Origin of the sequence: Massilia horti, assembly GCF_004614195.1 — a bacterium.
Taxonomy (GTDB): Bacteria; Pseudomonadota; Gammaproteobacteria; order Burkholderiales; family Burkholderiaceae_D; genus Telluria; species Telluria horti.
On the sequence record NZ_SPUM01000081.1, the window covers coordinates 1 to 16,571 of the forward strand.

The following is a 16,571-nucleotide window of genomic DNA, read 5'->3' on the forward strand; positions in this document are numbered from 1 at the left end:
GCCCCGGCCTGGCGGCGCGTGGCGGAGGTGCGCGAGGGGAGGGCGGAGCACCCACCGCCGCGCGCGATCGCGCCGCACGGCGATCCCGCCGCGGTTGTGCCAAACACGGTCACCGTCCGCATTGCCCGGCCCGAACCGCACCCTGCACCGGCACCGGCACCGGCACCGGCGGCGCCCACCGTGCATGTGACGATCGGCCGGGTCGAGGTGCGCGCGCTGCCGGCGGCGCAGGTGACGCGTCCTCGGCCAGCCACTTTGAGCCTGGAGCAGTTCCTCGCCCAGCAAGGCTCGCGAGGCAAGCGATGAGTGACGCGCGCGCCATTGCCGCCGTCACGGCCACCATGCGTCACCTGCTGACCAAGCCGGTGCAGGACCTGCTCGGCAACCTGAGCGACCTGCTCGTGTCGAGCCAGCCGCTCGACCTGGCGCGCAAGGGCGAGACCAGGCCGGCCCAGATCAACATCTTCCTGTACCAGCACATGGTCAATGCGGCCTGGCGAAACAACGACATGCCGCGCCAGGCCCTGCCCGGCGAAACGGCTTTCCCGCCATTGGCCTTGAACCTGCACTACCTGGTCACCGCTTACGGGCGCGGCGACAATGACAATGACGACTCGGCCGCGAGCCAGCTCCTGATCGGCGGCGCCATGAGCGTCCTGCACGACAATCCGCTGCTGGGGCGACAGGACATCCGGGATGCGCTGCTCGACAGCGACCTGGCCGACCAGTTCGAACGGATCCGGATCACGCCACTGGCGCTGACCGTGGAGGACCTGTCGAAAATGTGGACGGCGTTCCAGGCGCCGTACCGCATATCGGCGGCCTACGAATGTGCCGTGGTTCTGATCGACAGCAAGCGGGCCGGCCGCGCGCCACTGCCAGTGCTGCGCCGTGGCCAGCAGGATCAGGGTGTCGACGCTGTCACGCGTGGTGCGCCGGTTCTGCGCGCAGTGCGGCCGCCGCTTCGCCAGGGCGCCGCGCGCCTTGGCGAAGCGGTGTTTCTCGACGGCGACAACCTCCTGGGTGGCGACACCTTCGTGCGGTTCAGCAGCCTGATTCCTCCGCTGTCGAACGCGGTCCCGATGCCCAAGCCGCCCCCGCTGGTCGAACTAGGGCCCTTGCAGGCCGACGCGGATGGCGCCGTCACGGTCGTGCTGCCGGACCTGGCGCAGGACCCAGATGCATTCGAAAAGTGGGCGCCAGGTTCGTACGCGGTGTCGGCGATTGCCCGGCCGCCGGACAGGCCGGCATTGCAAAGCCAGGCGGCCGTGGCGTTCGCGCTGGCGCCCGCGATCACGCTCACACCGAACAATACGACCGCGGCCAGCGTCGCGGCGGGCGACACCCTCACGGTCCGCTGCGCGCCGCGCTTGCGCGCCAACCAGGATGTCCGGGTGCTGTTCGGCGAGCGCGAAGTGCGCGAACTCGCGATTACCCAGCCCGATCCGGCGTCGCCGGCCTTCAAGCAGTCCCCGACCGTGATCACCTTCGCGGTGCCGGCGGTGCCCAAGGGTGTCTACCTGGTCCGCCTGCGCGTGGATGGCATTGACAGTATTCCTGTGATCACGCCGGGCGACCCGCCGTTGCCGGGGTTCGACCCGGAACAGCAGGTGACGGTATGACGACCGACATCGACCAGTGGCTGGCCGCCAACGACGAGTACCTCGCCGTCGCGCTGGAATGGTTGCGCGCGCGCCTCGGGCAGCTTGTCCAGCATAGCGCGGCGACGCCGGCGCAAGCCGGTCCGGCGACCAGCCTGGTGCCGGCCGACAGCCCGCGCTCGCGCCCGTTCCTGGGGCGATTCCGGCAAGCCGAAGCGGCCGCCATACCGGTGCCGGTGCTGCCCGCACCCGCGTCGGCAACGACGCCGCAGCCGCCCATCGCCAAACCGGCCGCCATGGTGGCGGCCGAATCGGCGGATCCGCCGCCTGCGCTGGTGCTGCTGGCGCGGCGCATGGGCTTGTCCGAATTCGAACGCCTGACCTTATTGCTGTGCGCGGCGGTTGAACTCGATCCGCGCCTGCCCGCCCTGTACGCCAGAGCCCAGGAGGATTCGGGACGCCCGTACCCGACCTTCGCATTGGCGCTCGGGCTGTTCAACGATCCGGCCTGGGACGTGATGTCGCCGGAACGCCCGCTGCGCTACTGGCGGCTCATCGAAATCAGCCAGGCGGGCGCGCAGGCACTGGTCTCCAGCGCCCTGAAGGCTGACGAACGCATCGTCAATTACCTGAAGGGCCTGAACCACCTGGATGACCGCTTGACGCCCTTGCTGGCACCGGCCGTGCAGCAACCGGGTGGACTGTCTGGTTCGCAGCAGCAAGTAGCTGACCTGATCGCGCGCCAGGCCGGCCGTGGCAGCGGCGCGCTGCCGGTGTTCCAGTTGGTGGGCAGCGACAGCGAGTGCAAGCTGCTGATCGCCCACGCCGCGGCGGAGAGGCTCGGCATGATCCTGTATCGCCTGCCTGCGCTGGAAATACCAGCCCAGACAGGCGACCTGGAAACTTTTGTCCGCCTGTGGCGCCGCGAAGCTGCACTGCTGCCGATCGCCTTGTACGTGGAGGCGGCCGGCATCGACCACAATGAAGCCGCCGCGCACATCTCGGCGCTGCGGCGCCTGGTCGAGCGCGACACGGGATTGTTATTCCTCGACGTGCGCGAGGCATGGAACGATGCGGGACGCAACTGGCTCGCTTTCGATGCTGCCCGGCCGGAGCCGTCCGAGCAGAAGGCGGCGTGGACGGAAGCGCTCGTGTCGCCCGATGCCGGTCAGTGCGAACGCCTGTCCGCGCACTTCAATTTCAACCTCCCGTCGATCCGCCAGATTGCAGCCGCGGCCGACGCCGAAGCGCGCACGGAGGGCGCCGAGCTCGGGCAAGCGTTGTGGAACCACAGCTTGCGGCGCGCGCGCCCGGCGCTCGAGCGGCTGGCGCAACTGGTGCCGGCAAAAGCCGGCTGGGCGGACCTGGCGTTGCCGCTGGCCGAAAAAGAACTGCTGCGCCAGATTATCGGCCAGGTCAAGGCGCGCGGCCACGTCTATGACGGCTGGGGCTTCCGGGCGCGCATGAACCGGGGGCTGGGTATCAGCGTTCTGTTCGCCGGCGAAAGCGGCACGGGCAAGACGATGGCGGCTGAAGTCATTGCCGGCGAGCTTGGCCTGCTGATTTTTCGGATCGACCTGTCAGCCGTGGTCAGCAAATACATCGGCGAGACCGAAAAGAACCTGCGCCGCCTGTTCGACGCGGCCGAGGATGGTGGCGCGATCCTGTTCTTCGACGAGGCCGACGCACTGTTCGGCAAGCGCAGCGAGGTGAAGGACAGCCACGACCGCTACGCCAACATCGAAGTCAACTACCTGTTGCAACGCATCGAGGGCTTCCGCGGCCTGGCCATCCTCGCGACCAATATGAAGGCTTCGCTCGACGCCGCCTTCCTGCGCCGCCTGCGCTTCATCGTCAACTTCCCGTTTCCCGGCCCGACCGAACGGGTCGCGATCTGGCGCAACATCTTCCCGGCCACCGTGCCGACCACGGGGCTTGACTATCATCGCCTGGCGCGTCTCAACCTGACCGGCGGCAGCATCCACAATGTGGCGCTTAACGCTGCTTTCCTGGCTGCCGACCGGGGTACGCGGGTGACGATGCCGCTGCTGCTGGAGGCGGCGCGCACAGAGTTCCGCAAGCTGGAAAAGCCGGTTAGCGAGGCCGATTTCCGCTGGCCCGAGGCGGCGCCGGCCGGCACAGGGGGTGCATGAACATCGAACTGCACATGGAGCGGCTGGTGCTCGATGGCGTCGACTTGCCACCTTGGGAGCGTCGCCAGTTGCAGGCGGCGGTCGAGGCGGAGCTGTCGAGCCTGCTGGGCGATGGCAAACTGGTATCGGGGCTGGCCGTACGCGCGCGGCTGCAGCAACTGGCCGGCCAGGCCATCGAACTGGCGCCGGGCTGCGATCCGGCCCGGCTCGGCCGGCAGATCGCGCAATCGGTCTTCGGGAGCATCGCGGCACGGGTGTGGGAGGCCTACCCTGGCGTTCGGGCCGAGCCGGCCGGAGCGGCCCCGGCGCAAGGGCAGGAATCGGTGTCCCGGGAATAGACGCAGGCACTGCGCAAAGCGAATCGCCGCCGGAGTTCGTGGTCCGGCAAGGCGGCAAAGGGAGGAAAACATGAAAAGCATGGCGAACCTGGACGGACATTCCGGCGCGGAGCGACCGACACCCACGACCGGTGGCATGCTGCATCGCGCAGGCGGCATGCCCGGGCAACCGGCGGCCGGTGTGGCCGAAGTGCTGCGGTCGGGCGGGCGCCCGCTCGACGCGGGCCTGCGTAGCTCGATGGAAGGGCATTTCGGGCGCGACCTGAGCCAGGTGCGCGTACACACCGATGCCCGGGCCGCCGAGTCGGCGTCGGGAATGCATGCGGCGGCCTACACCGTGGGGCGGCACATCGCCTTCGCACTGGGTCGCTTTGCGCCCGATACGGTCAAAGGCAGGCAGTTGCTTGCGCACGAGCTTGCCCACACCGTGCAGCAAGGCTTCGCCCCTGCGCCGACCGCAATCCCGGCCATTACCCGGCCTGTTGCGGCCGACGAGGGCGAGGCGAACCGCGTGGCCGCACGGGTCGGCGCCGGACAACATGCCGGCGCGATTGGGCAAACGACGGGCGGGCGCGCGCTCGTGCAAAAGCAGGATCTCGTCGAGGCGCCCCAGACCATGGAGGCGCCGGGTACGTCCGCGGCGGGCGCCACGCCGATGTCTGCCGCGTCCTTGCCGGTGACGCGTAGCTTCACGGTCCCCGTGGGCTTGAGGCGCTTTAATAATGTATTCCATATTCCCGCCAGCGGAAGCTTTTCGATCACCGCCAGCGGCGTGATGTCGCGCCACCCGGGCACCGTGTTGCCGTACTGGATAAAGCCGATCACCAGCGGATTTCACTTCAATGGCGATGAATTGGAATACACCACCAATTCCGGTCGCCAGACACGCACCTGGAGCGATCTCGCCGGGGATGTGGACTGTGGGTTGGAGATCTCGACGGCTAACTCCGACCCGTCAAACGCGTTGGTCGTCGACTTGACGGTTTCCTAGGCACAGGTCTAACACGGTCACAGCAAGGAATTCTATCGATGAGCAGCTTCCCCGGCTCCCCGCGCCTGATCAAGGGCGCCATCATTGGCCTTGATCCGCTGAACCCGCTGGCCAGCGTGGTGGTGTTCCAGTACAACCCCGACACGATGACGCGCCGGCTGGAAGCGCGTACCAGCGGCGGGGGCGACAACAGCGACCGCGCCGAAGCCTTGAGGCTGGCCGGGCCGCCGAAGGAAACGATCACCCTCAACGTCGAGGTCGACGCCGCCGACCAGCTCGAACAGGGCAATCCGCAGGCGCAGCTCACCGGCGTGTCGCCGATGCTCGCGGCACTTGAGATGCTGCTGTATCCGAAGAGCCTGGGCGTGATCGCCAACCTCGCGCTGGCGCAGGTCGGCAACATCGAGATCATCCCGCCGGAGGCGCCGCTGACCCTGTTCGTCTGGGGCCCGACGCGCGTGCTGCCGGTGCGCGTGACGGGCTTTTCCATCACCGAGGAAGCCTACGACACGCTGCTCAACCCGATCCGCGCCAAGGTCGACCTGACCTTGCAGGTACTGAGCTACGTGGACCTGAAGGTGAGCAATCCCGGCCACAGCCTGTTCCTGGCGCACCAGATCGCCAAGGAGGTGCTGGCCACCAGCAACGTCGTCAACAGCGCCCTGAACGTGGGCGCGTCGTTCAAGCTCTAGTGAGGCAGCCATGTTTCCCGTCACCAGCCGCTATTACGGTATCGAGACTGCGACGATCGAGGGGCCGGACGGCCGCCCGGTGGCCTACCTCCGGCGCCGCTTTGTGCCGCCGCCGGACCCCGGCCCGCCGCTGGCCGAACACGCGGTCGTTGAGGGCGACCGGCTGGACAACGTCACCGCGCGCTACCTTGGCGACCCGGAGCAGTTCTGGCGCGTGTGCGATGCCAACAACGCGATGCAGCCGCAAGAGCTGACCGACGAGATCGGACGGCGCCTGCGCATCGTCTTTCCGCGGCAGGGAGCGATCTGAGATGGCCGGCCTCGGTGTGCGCCTGCAGTTGCTGGTCGGCCCGACGCTGCCGCTGCCCGCGCCGTATCCGGTCGTGGACGCCTTGCGCGGGCTCGAAGTGACCAATCGGGACAGCGACTTCGACGGGTTCAAGCTCAGCTTCAGTCTGGGCCGGGATGCGCTGCTCGATTACGGCTTGCTGGCGAGCGGCCTGCTCGACCCGCCCAGCCGGGTGATCGTGATGGTGGTGATCGGCGTGATGCCGCAAGTACTGATCGACGGGATCATCACCAACCACCAGGTCGGAACCAGCAACCGGCCGGGCGAATCGACGCTGGAGGTGTTTGGCAAGGACATCAGCCTCAAGCTCGGGCTGGAGGAGAAGAACGCGACCTTTCCCAACCAGCCCGATTCGGTGATCGTCACCCGCCTGCTCGCCGACTACGCGACGCTGGGCCTGGTGCCGCAGGTAACGCCGACTACCGACGTGCCGATCCAGGTGGACCGGATCCCGTCGCAGCAGGGCACCGATCTGGACTACATCAAGGAGCTGGCGCGGCGTAACGGCTTCGTGTTCTACATCGAACCGACCGCGGTACCGGGCGTGAACACCGCCTACTGGGGCCTGGACAACCGGCTCGGCCTGCCGCAGCCCGCGCTGACCATGAACATGGGCGCCGACACCAACGTCGACCAGCCGCTTAACTTCAGTTTCGATGCGATGGGGCCGGCGCGGCCGCAGGTCACGGTGGTCGAACCGTTCACCAGGCAGGCGATCGGGCTACCGCTGCCGGCCAGCCCGCATCCGCCGCTCGCGCTGCGCCCGGCGCCCGCGCTGCGCACCACCTTGCCGCGCGACTCTGCCAACCTGAATCCGATGCAGGCGGGCTTGCGCGCGCTCGCCAGCGCATCCGAGTCGGCCGACGCGGTGACCGTCAGCGGCGAGGTCGACTCGGTGCGCTACGGCCAGGCCTTGCGTGCCCGGCGCCTGGTCGGCGTGCGCGGCGCCGGCTTCAGCTACGACGGCAACTATTACGTGCGCGAAGTGACGCACCGAATCCGGCGCGGCGAGTACAAGCAGTCGTTCTCGCTCACGCGCGAGGGCCGCGGCGCCCTGCTGCCAATGGTGCAACCATGAGCGGCGCGAACGGCCGGCTGCACGGCAAGTACCGCGGCGTGGTCAGCGACAATCGCGACCCCCTGCTGCTGGGCCGCGTGCGCGCCCGGGTGCAGGACGTGTACGGCGACAAGGAAAGCGGCTGGGCGCTGCCGGCCCTTCCGTATGCGGGTAAAGGGGTCGGCCTGTTCCTGGTGCCGCCTACCGGCGCCTGGGTCTGGATCGAGTTCGAGCATGGCGATCCGGACTATCCGATCTGGACCGGCTGCTTCTGGGCGCAAGGGGAGCCGCCGGCGAGCCCGGCGGTGCAGGAGATGAAGGTGCTCAAGACCGACGGCGTGACAGTGACCCTGAACGACTTGCCCGGCGCGGGCGGGCTGACGCTGGAAACGTCGGCCGGGATGAAGATCGCGATCACCGCCAGCGGCATCGAGATCAGCAACGGGATGGGCGCCAGCGTCAAGCTGAGCGGGCCGCAGGTCTCGATCAACGGCAACGCGTTGGAGGTGACCTGATGCCCGGATTCCTGCTGCACATGGGGGCGACGGTTCAGTGCGCGCATGCCGGCCAGGCTCAGCCGAGCTCGCCCAACCCACGCGTGCGGGTTGGCGGGCAGGCGGTCGTCACGCAGGCGGCTCCGTATCTGGTGGCGGGTTGCATGATGCCGCCGCCGCTGGCCGGCAACGGGCCGTGCGTGACCGCGCAATGGATCAGCGCGGCGATGCGGGTGCGGGCGGGCGGGGCGCCGGTCCTGCTGCAGGACAGTCAGGCGATTTGCGCGCCGACGGCAACGCCGCTCAGCGTGCTGGTCACGCAAATGCGGGTCAAGGGGGTGTAATGGACGTCGACTTCCCGTTCCACTTTGATCGGCGCGGACGCACCGCCGGCACCGACAATGGCGACCATATCCGCGACATGATCGAACAGTTCCTGTTCACCAGCGCCGGCGAGCGGGTCAACCGTCCCGACTTCGGCAGCGGCCTGCTGGCCAGGGTGTTCGAGCCGAACAGCCCGGAGCTGGCCGGGGCCCTGCAGTTTGCGATCCAGGCCGGGCTGCAACGCTGGCTGGGCGACCTGGTCGAAGTGCGCCAGCTCGATGTGCGGGCGAACGATGGCACCCTGGGCGTCGACGTCGCCTACGCGCTGCGCAGCAGTGGCGAGTTGGTGCGCGCGAGTTTCACGAGGGAGGTCGGCAATGGCCAATGATGCGCTGGCGTGCGCTCGCCTGGTGCGGCTCGCTCGCCTGTTCAACAACCCGCGCTGGAACGGGGTCGATTTCGTCGAGGTCTCCGACGCGCAGCGTTCGCTGTGCGTGCACTTCTTCGGCGCGATTCCCGAGGACCTGACCGTCGCCAATGTCCGGATCGAGGGCGGCCGGCGCATCCGCGACATCCGCGTGCTGGCACTGGCGATCGACCGCTCCGGCGACCCCGACCACGACGACTGCCTGCGCATCACGCTCGACAAGATCGGCGACAGCTCCACCTACCGCCTGTGTTTCGTCGAAGTCGCGACCGCTTTGGGCCAGGCCGCGCGCGAGCGCCCGTTCCATGGTCTCGATCCGCGCTATGCCTGCGTGCAGTTCCGCTTCCGGCTCGACTGCGCGGCCGACATCGACTGCCGGTCCGACTCTTCGTGCGCGCCACCCGTCCTCCCGGCGCCCGAGATCGATTACCTCGCCAAGGATTATGCGAGCCTGCGCCGGCTGATGCTGGACCGCCTGGCGCTCACCATGCCCGCCTGGCGCGAACAGCATGTGCCGGACCTCGGCGTGACCCTGGTCGAACTGCTCGCCTATACGGCCGACTACCTGAGCTATTACCAGGACGCGGTGGCGACCGAAGCCTACCTCGACACGGCGCGCCAGCGCATTTCGGTGCGGCGCCACGTGCGGCTGATCGACTACCGCATGCACGAGGGCTGCAACGCGCGCGCGTGGGTGACGCTGGAGTCGGCCAGCGACGTCGGCCCGCTGCCGCTGGCCGGCCTCTACTTCATCACCGGCTTCGCGCAACTGGGGGCGCAGGCCGGGGCGGTGCTCTCCCACGACACGCTGGCGCGCTATCCCGCCAGCGCATATGAGGTGTTCGAACCGCTGGCATCCGATCCGCAGGCACAGCTGCGCGTACGGGCCGCGCACAGCCGCATCGGCTTGCATACCTGGGGCGACAGCGAATGCTGCCTGCCGGCGGGCGCCACCCGCGCCACCTTGCGCGACGGCGCGCCGCTGGGGGAGGGGGGCGGGGACGGTCCCGCCCGCGTGCTGGACCTTAAGCCGGGCGATGTGCTGATCTTCGAAGAGGTGCGCGGGCCCACCACCGGCGCAGTAGCCGACGCGGACCCGGCCCATCGCCATGCAGTGCTGCTGACGGCGGTGACGCCGGCGCTGGACGAACTGCTGGGGCAGCCGGTGCTCGAGATCGAGTGGGCCGCGGCCGACGCGCTGCCGTTTGCTCTTTGCCTGTCGGCGCGCCTGTCGCCGCAATACGATTGCGTGCGCATCGACGACATCACGATCGCGCACGGCAATGTGGTGCTGGTCGATCACGGGCGGCGCGCCGCGGCCGATCCGCTGGGGCCGGTGCCCGCGCAAAGCGAGCTGGGCGAATGTGCCTGCGACGGCAGCGTACTCGAAACGAGTACCGTGCCGGCCGTGTTCCGGCCCACGCTGGCCGCGCACGGGCTGGTCTGGCGCGAGCCGTTCCAGGCCGCCGGCACCGCCGCTGCGATGCTGGCCCAGGATCCGCGCCAGGCCCTGCCGGACCTGGTGCTGGCCGAACGCGGCGGCGCGCCCGGGACAGACTGGGAGCCGCGTTACGACCTGCTGGCGAGCGGCCCCGAGGATCGGCATGTGGTGGTCGAGATGGATGACACGCGCCGCGCGCACCTGCGCTTCGGCGACGGCGACCTGGGGCGGCGCCCGGATGCAGGGACGGGGTTCGACACCCGCTACCGGACCGGTGGTGGCGCTGCCGGCAATGTCGGGCACGATGCGATTGCTTACCTGGTGCTGCGCGCCGGCGTGCTGGACGTCGCCGGGTTGGTGGTGCGCAATCCCTTGCCGGCGCGGGGCGGCGTCGAACCCGAGCCGCTGGACGAGGTCAGGCAATTCGCCCCGGCCGCCTTCCGCAGGCAGCGCCTGCGCGCGGTCACCGCCGCCGATTACGCCGAGCTGGCGCAGCAGGACGAGCGGCTGCAGCGCGCCGCCGCCGACCTGAGCTGGACCGGTAGCTGGTACGAGGCGCGCGTGGCGATCGATCCGCTCGGCGCCGAGGCGGCCGAGCCGGCGCTGCTGGCGCAGGTGGACGCGATGCTGCAGCCCTACCGTCGCATCGGCCACGACCTGGCGATCGCCCCGGCGCGCTATGTGCCGGTCGCGTTATCCCTGCAGGTGTGCGTGCTGCCCCATTACACACGGGGCGAAGTCAGGGGCCGGCTGTTGCAGGTGCTCGGCAACCGCCGCCTGGCGGACGGCAGCACCGGGCTGTTCCATCCCGATAATCTCAGTTTCGGCGAGGGACTGTACCTGTCGCCGATCGTCGCCGCGGTGGCGGCGGTCGAAGGCGTTCAGAACGTGACGGTGCTGCGTTTCGAGCGGGCCGACCAGGGAGGCGATCCGGCCGTGGCGGCCGACCCCGGTGCGCCGATCAACACCGGCGTGCTGGCGCTGGGGCCGATGGAAATCGCACAACTCGATAACGATCCCGATTTTCCCGAGAACGGGACCCTGACTTTGCTGCTGGGAGGTGGACGATGAGCGGCTTACCGTGCGACTGCTGCGCTGGCCCGCGCGTGCTCACGCCGCAGGAGGAGGGCAACCGGCCCAGCCTGGACAAGCTAAGTTACAGGGTCGGGACCTACGCGACCTTCTTCGACAGCATGCGCGCACGCCTGTCGAATGGCACGTTCTTCGATGACGTGCGGCGCCGCCTCGGCCACGAAGGACCGCTCGGCCTCGCCGGACTGACCACGCGCGAGCCGGACGACTTTTCGATCGCACTGCTCGACACCTGGGCGGTCGCCGCCGACGTGCTGGCCTTTTACCAGGAGCGCATCGCCAACGAAGGCTACCTGCGCTGCGCGACCGAGCGCCGCTCCGTGCTCGAATTGGCGCGCCTGGTCGGCTATGTACCGCGCCCCGGCGTCGCGGCCAGTGTGTATCTGGCGTATGCGCTCGAAAAGGATGCCGCGCCGGTCGAGATCCCGAAAGGGGCGCGCGTCAACAGCGTGCCGGCGCCCGGCGAGCAGATGCAGGCGTTTGAAACCGCCGAGCCTTTGACCGCGCGCGTTGAGTGGAACGAGCTTGCCCCGCGCACCCGTCGGCCCCTGCGCCTGCTGCCGGACAATGCCAGCTTCGTCGAACGAATCCGCTTCAAGGGCACGGCTATCGGGCTGGCGAAAAACGACGTATTGCTGTTTACGTTCGGCCGTGGCGCCGGCCAGCAGGTCATGCGCCGGGTCGCCGCGGTCACGCCGGACAATGCGGCCGGCGAGACTGAGGTCATGCTGCAATTGCCGGCCGAGGCCAGGCCGATACTGCTGGCCTGGAGCGATGCCAGCGACCGTTACAGCAACCTGGAAGCGCGCTGCCTGCCGACCACGGATCCACTGCTCAAGGCGGTGTCCGATAGCCTGATCGCGCTGCGCGACGCGATCGATGCTTACCTGCGCATCCCACCCGCGCCCGACGTTACGCGCTCGACGAAGGCGGCGGCGCGGCAGATGTCCGATGTCAACGAGAAGTACCAGTTGTTCAAGGATGCGGCCACGGCTGCCCTGAAGCCAGGCGACAGGGAAGTGCGGGCGTGGCTGACGGCCTATTACATGGAGATGGCGCGCTACCTGGGCATGGGCCTGCTCGGCGAACGCGAATTGCTGGACCGTTTTGCCCAGGAGTTCGGCTTGTCGGACGGTATTCGAATCTTGAGCCAGGGCCAGGCCGCGGAACTGGTGCCGGCGCTGTCGCGGGCGCAGCTGCCGCAGCCGGCAAACAGCCAGCGCCTGGTGCGCGAGCCGGGGACGCTGTATGCGCTCAAGTCGGATCTCGGTATGCGCCTGCTGGCGAACCTGCGGCCGGCATTGGCCGGCGACCTGTACCAGGCCTGGCGCAATACCCCGGCCGCCAAGCCGGAGGCGGCCGAGGTGTTCGTGCTGCGCGTTCGTGCACAGCTGTTCGGCCACAATGCGCCCAAGCGAATGAAAGTCACACAAGGCGAGGTCACCGTGCTGGGCGATTGGCCGGTGGCGCGCGCGGTGACTGCGCAATCGGCCGCGATCGACGTGCGCGAAGAAGAACATGCGGTGCACCTCGATGCCGCTTACGAACAGATCCTGCCGAACAGCTGGCTGGTGGTGAGCACGCCCCGCACCCGGCTGACCGACCCGGCCTCGACAAAGTTTTTCCTTGCCGGGAATCCCAATCCCACGCTCAGCCGTGCCGAATATGGCATGACTGGCAAGACCACCCGGATCGAGTTGCGCGTACCGGACACCCTTGCAGCCGGTACGTGGTTCACGAAGCCACCGTCCCCGTCGGATCCGAAGGAATACTCGGACAATTACGACGACTTCAACGCCATCCGCAGGACCGTGGTCTACGCCGCCAGCGAGAAGCTGGAACTGGCGGAGATGCCGATCGGCGACGACATATGCGGCAGCCGCATCGAGCTGGCCGGCCTGTACGACGCTCTGGAGGCGGGGCGCTGGCTGATCGTGTCCGGCGAGCGCACCGACATCAAGGACGGGCTCGGTAAGCCGGTCAGCGGCGTGGTGGCGAGCGAGCTGGTGATGTTGGACGCGGTGACGCAGGATGTGCTGCAGGTGCAAGCGCCGCCGGCGGTGACGCGCGCCGCGCTGCCGCGCATCGGCGACATCGCGCTGGCACAGCCGCTGTCGGCGCGGCGGGCGGCGCGGGCAGCGGCGGGCCCGCAACAGGCCAAGGACGCCAGCACGGTGGCGCTGGCGGGCGACAGAGTGCATACCCATCTCACACTGGCCACCGGACTAGCCTACAAGTACAAGCGCGACACGGTGAAAATCCGCGCCAACGTGGTGCGCGCGACGCACGGCGAAACGCGCCAGGAGGTGCTGGGCAGCGGCGACGCCACACAGGCATTCCAGTCGTTCACACTGAAACAGCATCCGCTGACCTATGTTTCCGCCCCGACGCCCGCCGGCGTGGCATCGACCCTGACGGTGCGGGTCAACCAGCTCGAATGGCACGAGGCCGCCAGCCTGGCAGGGCTGGGGCCGCGCGAGCGCAGCTTCGTCACCCGTACCGATGACGACGGAAGCACCAGTGTGGTGTTCGGCAACGGCCAGTCCGGCGCCCGCCTGCCGGGCGGGATCGAGAATGTGCGGGCCGAATACCGCTACGGGATCGGCCGCCCCGGCAACGTCAAGGCGGGGCAGGTGAGCCTGCTGGCGACGCGGCCGCTGGGCGTGAAGGGCGTGGTCAATCCGCTGCCGGCGTCGGGCGGCGCCGACCGCGAGACCCGTGACCAGGCGCGCAAGAACGTGCCGCTGGCGGTCACTGCGCTCGACCGGCTGGTGTCGGTGCAGGACCATGCCGACTTCGCGCGCACGTTCGGCGGCGTCGGCAAGGCCGTGGCGCGCGAACGGTCGGACGGCCGGCGTCAGGTGGTGCACCTGACCATCGCCGGCGTGGACGACATCCCGATCGCGGCCGACTCAGACGTGTTGCGCAACCTGCGCGCGGCGCTGCACCTGTACGGCGACCCGGTCCTGCCGACCCGGCTGCAGGTGCGCGAACGGCTCGCGCTGGTGGTGTCGGCGCGCGTGGGCCTGGCACCGGACTACCTGTGGGAGGCAACCGAGCCGCTGCTGCGCCAGGCGATGCTGGCCGCGTTCGGATTCGACAACCGCGAACTGGGACGCGACCTGTATGCGTCGGCCGCGATCGCCGTGCTGCAGGCGGTGCCGGGGGTGGCGTGGCTCGACCTCGAAGTGTTCGACGTCATTTCGGAACAGGCGCTGCTGAACGGCTTCGACGAGGCACGGGCGCTGCAGCTCAAGCGCCAGGACCGGATTGCCGTTTCGTGCGGCGAACTGCGCGGCGCCAGCTTGCTGCCGGCACAGATCGCTTACCTGTCGCCGGAAGTGCCCGACACCCTGATCCTGAAGGAGGCCAGCGCATGAACCGCGAACTGGACCGGCTCTACGAGTTGCTGCCGCTGGTGCACCGCATGCGCGACGCGGCGCAAGGCTATCCGCTCAAGTCGCTGCTGGTGGTGATCGCCGAACAGGTTGGCGTGGTTGAGCAGGACATCGCGCGGCTTTACGATAACTGGTTCATCGAGACCTGTGACGACTGGGTCGCTCCTTATATCGGTGACCTGGTCGGATATCGGCCGGTCGGCGAAGCGCGCACGCGCGGCCTGGAAAAGGCCGTGTTCCCGCGCCGCGAAATCGCCAATACGCTGGCCGCGCGCCGGCGCAAGGGCACGCTCGCCTTGCTCGAGCAACTGGCGAACGACGGCGCAGGCTGGCCGGCGCGCGCCGTCGAGTTTTATCGGCTGCTCGGCTGGACCCAGCATCTGGACCATCGGCGACCCAACCGCGGCCGCAGCGCCGATTTGCGCGACGGCAGCGCGCTCGACCTGCTGGGCGGCCCGTTTGACCCTTTCGCCCATGGCGTCGACGTGCGCCGCATCGCCAGCACGCGCTCACGTGGACGGTACAACATCCCCGAGGTCGGGCTGTTCGCCTGGCGCCTGAAGACCTACCCGGTGACCCTGGCGCCGGCGAGCCGCCAGCACGACGACGGCAGGAACTGCTTTACGTTCAGCGTGCTGGGGAACGACACACCGCTCTACAACAGGGCGCAGCCGGAAGCTTCGCCGACCGGCATCGCCGAAGAAATCAACCTGCCGGTGCCGATCCGGCGTCGTGCGCTCGAGTACCGGCAGCCAGGCACGACGCGGGCGCAGGCGTCGGCTGACTATTATGGCGCGCTGCGCAGCATCCTGGTCACGGTCGAATGGCACAACAAGGACGGGATCGTCGCCATTCCCGCCGAACAGGTGGTGGCCGCCGACCTGTCGAAATGGAACCGGCAGCTGGAGCGCGGCCAGGTCGCGGTCGACCCTGAACTCGGCCGTATCCTGTTCGAGCGGCGCGGCGTACCCAAACGTGTCTGGGTCAGCTACCGCTATGCGTTCAGCGCCGACATCGGCGGCGGTGAATATCGGCGCCCGCTATCCCAGCCGCAGGGGGCGCTGCTGTTCCGGGTCGGGCATGGCGAAGCGCTCGGCAGCATCACTGCGGCCTTGCTGGCCTGGCGTGCCGCCCAGGACCAGGACCCGGCGGCCAAGGCGGCCGTCATCGAGATCGGCGACAGCGGCATCTATAGCGAACAATTGGCGCTGGAACTGGGCGCGGGGGAGAGCCTGCAGATCCGCGCTGGGCAACGCTCACAGCGCCCTCCGGGCGATAGCGGCGGCTGGACGCGCCCGCTGCTGCGCCTGCATGGCGACGAGCAGGGCGATCCATTCAGCGTGCGCGGCCGGGCCGGCAGCCGCCTGGTGCTGGACGGCTTGCTGGTCAGCGGTGGCGGCATCAAGGTCTATGGGCCCGGCGCGGACGGCGATGCCGGCGACGTCGCCGACCAGCTGTGCGACATCACGATCCGCCACTGTACGCTGGTGCCGGGCTGGCGGCTGGGCTGCGATTGCGCGCCATGCCACGAGGACGAGCCCAGCCTCGAGCTTTTCAACTGCCGGGCCGCGGTCAGGATCGAGCACAGCATCCTTGGCAAGATCCGCGTCAGCGCCAGTGAAGTGGAAAGCGACCCGGTGTCCATTGCGCTGAGCGACAGCATCGTCGACGCCACCGGGGTGGAACTGGCGGCGATCGAAGGTGCGCAGGGCGCTCTGGCGTTTGCTGAGCTGACAATGCGGCGCTGTACGGTGCTGGGCACGATCGGGGCGCACGCTGTCGCACTGGCGGAAAACAGCATTTTCATGGGCACGCTGCAGCTGGCGCGTCGCCAGCTTGGCTGCGTGCGGTATTGCTATGTCAGCCCCGGCTCGCGCACGCCGCGCCGCTATCACTGCGAGCCCGACTTGCGCTGGGCCGCGGTCGATGAAGCGATGCTGCAGGTGCCGGCCGTGGAGCGCGACGCCGAGAAACAACGCGAGGCGGGGCGGGTACGTCCCCGGTTCAACAGCCTGCGCTACGGCGCCCCGGCTTATTGCCAGCTGGCCGATGACTGCGCCGCCGAGATCGGCCAAGGCGCCGACGACGAGTCGGAAATGGGCGTATTCCACGATCTGTTCCAGCCGCAGCGGGAGGCGAACTTGCGCGGCCGTCTTGACGAATACACCCCGGCCAGCCTGGACGTCGGGATCATTTTCGCCAGCTAGATGAGGA

At 68.8% G+C, this 16,571-nt stretch carries 13 protein-coding genes and 1 pseudogene; all 14 read left to right on the top strand.

The annotated features are described in order from the left end of the window. Nucleotides 1-306: pseudogene (locus tag E4O92_RS12350) on the top strand (hypothetical protein); the annotation flags it as partial. Beyond that, nucleotides 303-1,622, top strand: coding sequence for a Pvc16 family protein (locus E4O92_RS12355; RefSeq protein WP_135190077.1), 1,320 nt, complete (start codon nt 303-305; stop codon nt 1,620-1,622). The pseudogene E4O92_RS12350 and the gene E4O92_RS12355, both read left to right, overlap by 4 nt. Further along, a complete protein-coding gene (locus E4O92_RS12360; RefSeq protein WP_135190078.1) occupies nt 1,619-3,754 on the top strand; it encodes an ATP-binding protein in 2,136 nt (711 codons plus the stop codon). Before E4O92_RS12355 ends, E4O92_RS12360 begins: the two co-directional genes overlap by 4 nt. Continuing rightward, entirely contained in the window at nt 3,751-4,092 is a 342-nt protein-coding gene (locus E4O92_RS24820; protein WP_167759775.1) for a hypothetical protein, read from the top strand. The genes E4O92_RS12360 and E4O92_RS24820 overlap by 4 nt, the downstream gene beginning before the upstream one ends. Nucleotides 4,093-4,162: 70 nt before the next feature. After that, entirely contained in the window at nt 4,163-5,083 is a 921-nt protein-coding gene (locus tag E4O92_RS12365) for an eCIS core domain-containing protein (protein ID WP_167759776.1), read from the top strand. 38 nt (nt 5,084-5,121) lie between these two features. Continuing rightward, entirely contained in the window at nt 5,122-5,775 is a 654-nt protein-coding gene (locus E4O92_RS12370) for a hypothetical protein (protein ID WP_135190080.1), read from the top strand. 10 nt (nt 5,776-5,785) lie between these two features. Then, a complete protein-coding gene (locus E4O92_RS12375; RefSeq protein ID WP_135190081.1) occupies nt 5,786-6,085 on the top strand; it encodes a LysM peptidoglycan-binding domain-containing protein in 300 nt (99 codons plus the stop codon). A gap of 1 nt (nt 6,086) precedes the next feature. Beyond that, nucleotides 6,087-7,202: a hypothetical protein gene (locus E4O92_RS12380; protein WP_135190082.1), complete on the top strand. Its 1,116-nt coding sequence runs from the start codon at nt 6,087-6,089 to the stop codon at nt 7,200-7,202. Then, nucleotides 7,199-7,696, top strand: a complete 498-nt coding sequence (locus E4O92_RS12385; protein ID WP_135190083.1) for a phage baseplate assembly protein V — start codon at nt 7,199-7,201, stop codon at nt 7,694-7,696. Before E4O92_RS12380 ends, E4O92_RS12385 begins: the two co-directional genes overlap by 4 nt. Next, nucleotides 7,696-8,019: a hypothetical protein gene (locus E4O92_RS12390; RefSeq protein WP_135190084.1), complete on the top strand. Its 324-nt coding sequence runs from the start codon at nt 7,696-7,698 to the stop codon at nt 8,017-8,019. The genes E4O92_RS12385 and E4O92_RS12390 overlap by 1 nt, the downstream gene beginning before the upstream one ends. Beyond that, nucleotides 8,019-8,387 carry a GPW/gp25 family protein gene (locus E4O92_RS12395; protein ID WP_135190085.1) on the top strand — a complete coding sequence of 123 codons (369 nt, stop codon included), beginning with the start codon at nt 8,019-8,021 and terminating at the stop codon, nt 8,385-8,387. The genes E4O92_RS12390 and E4O92_RS12395 overlap by 1 nt, the downstream gene beginning before the upstream one ends. Continuing rightward, nucleotides 8,377-10,938 (top strand): putative baseplate assembly protein, encoded by a 2,562-nt coding sequence (locus E4O92_RS12400; RefSeq protein WP_135190086.1) that lies wholly within the window; start codon nt 8,377-8,379, stop codon nt 10,936-10,938. The genes E4O92_RS12395 and E4O92_RS12400 overlap by 11 nt, the downstream gene beginning before the upstream one ends. Continuing rightward, a complete protein-coding gene (locus E4O92_RS25025) occupies nt 10,935-14,339 on the top strand; it encodes a putative baseplate assembly protein (protein ID WP_206076862.1) in 3,405 nt (1,134 codons plus the stop codon). Before E4O92_RS12400 ends, E4O92_RS25025 begins: the two co-directional genes overlap by 4 nt. After that, nucleotides 14,336-16,564, top strand: a complete 2,229-nt coding sequence (locus E4O92_RS12410) for a hypothetical protein (RefSeq protein ID WP_135190087.1) — start codon at nt 14,336-14,338, stop codon at nt 16,562-16,564. The genes E4O92_RS25025 and E4O92_RS12410 overlap by 4 nt, the downstream gene beginning before the upstream one ends. Nucleotides 16,565-16,571: the final 7 nt, after the last annotated feature.

Bases quoted from the DNA above. Each gene is read 5' to 3' on its own strand.
- E4O92_RS12410 (WP_135190087.1), top strand. From the start codon at position 14,336: ATGAACCGCGAACTGGACCGGCTCTACGAGTTGCTGCCGCTGGTGCAC.
- E4O92_RS25025 (WP_206076862.1), top strand. From the start codon at position 10,935: ATGAGCGGCTTACCGTGCGACTGCTGCGCTGGCCCGCGCGTGCTCACG.
- E4O92_RS12400 (WP_135190086.1), top strand. From the start codon at position 8,377: ATGGCCAATGATGCGCTGGCGTGCGCTCGCCTGGTGCGGCTCGCTCGC.
- E4O92_RS12360 (WP_135190078.1), top strand. From the start codon at position 1,619: ATGACGACCGACATCGACCAGTGGCTGGCCGCCAACGACGAGTACCTC.
- E4O92_RS12355 (WP_135190077.1), top strand. From the start codon at position 303: ATGAGTGACGCGCGCGCCATTGCCGCCGTCACGGCCACCATGCGTCAC.
- E4O92_RS12390 (WP_135190084.1), top strand. From the start codon at position 7,696: ATGCCCGGATTCCTGCTGCACATGGGGGCGACGGTTCAGTGCGCGCAT.
- E4O92_RS12395 (WP_135190085.1), top strand. From the start codon at position 8,019: ATGGACGTCGACTTCCCGTTCCACTTTGATCGGCGCGGACGCACCGCC.
- E4O92_RS12375 (WP_135190081.1), top strand. From the start codon at position 5,786: ATGTTTCCCGTCACCAGCCGCTATTACGGTATCGAGACTGCGACGATC.
- E4O92_RS12365 (WP_167759776.1), top strand. From the start codon at position 4,163: ATGAAAAGCATGGCGAACCTGGACGGACATTCCGGCGCGGAGCGACCG.
- E4O92_RS12385 (WP_135190083.1), top strand. From the start codon at position 7,199: ATGAGCGGCGCGAACGGCCGGCTGCACGGCAAGTACCGCGGCGTGGTC.
- E4O92_RS24820 (WP_167759775.1), top strand. From the start codon at position 3,751: ATGAACATCGAACTGCACATGGAGCGGCTGGTGCTCGATGGCGTCGAC.
- E4O92_RS12380 (WP_135190082.1), top strand. From the start codon at position 6,087: ATGGCCGGCCTCGGTGTGCGCCTGCAGTTGCTGGTCGGCCCGACGCTG.
- E4O92_RS12370 (WP_135190080.1), top strand. From the start codon at position 5,122: ATGAGCAGCTTCCCCGGCTCCCCGCGCCTGATCAAGGGCGCCATCATT.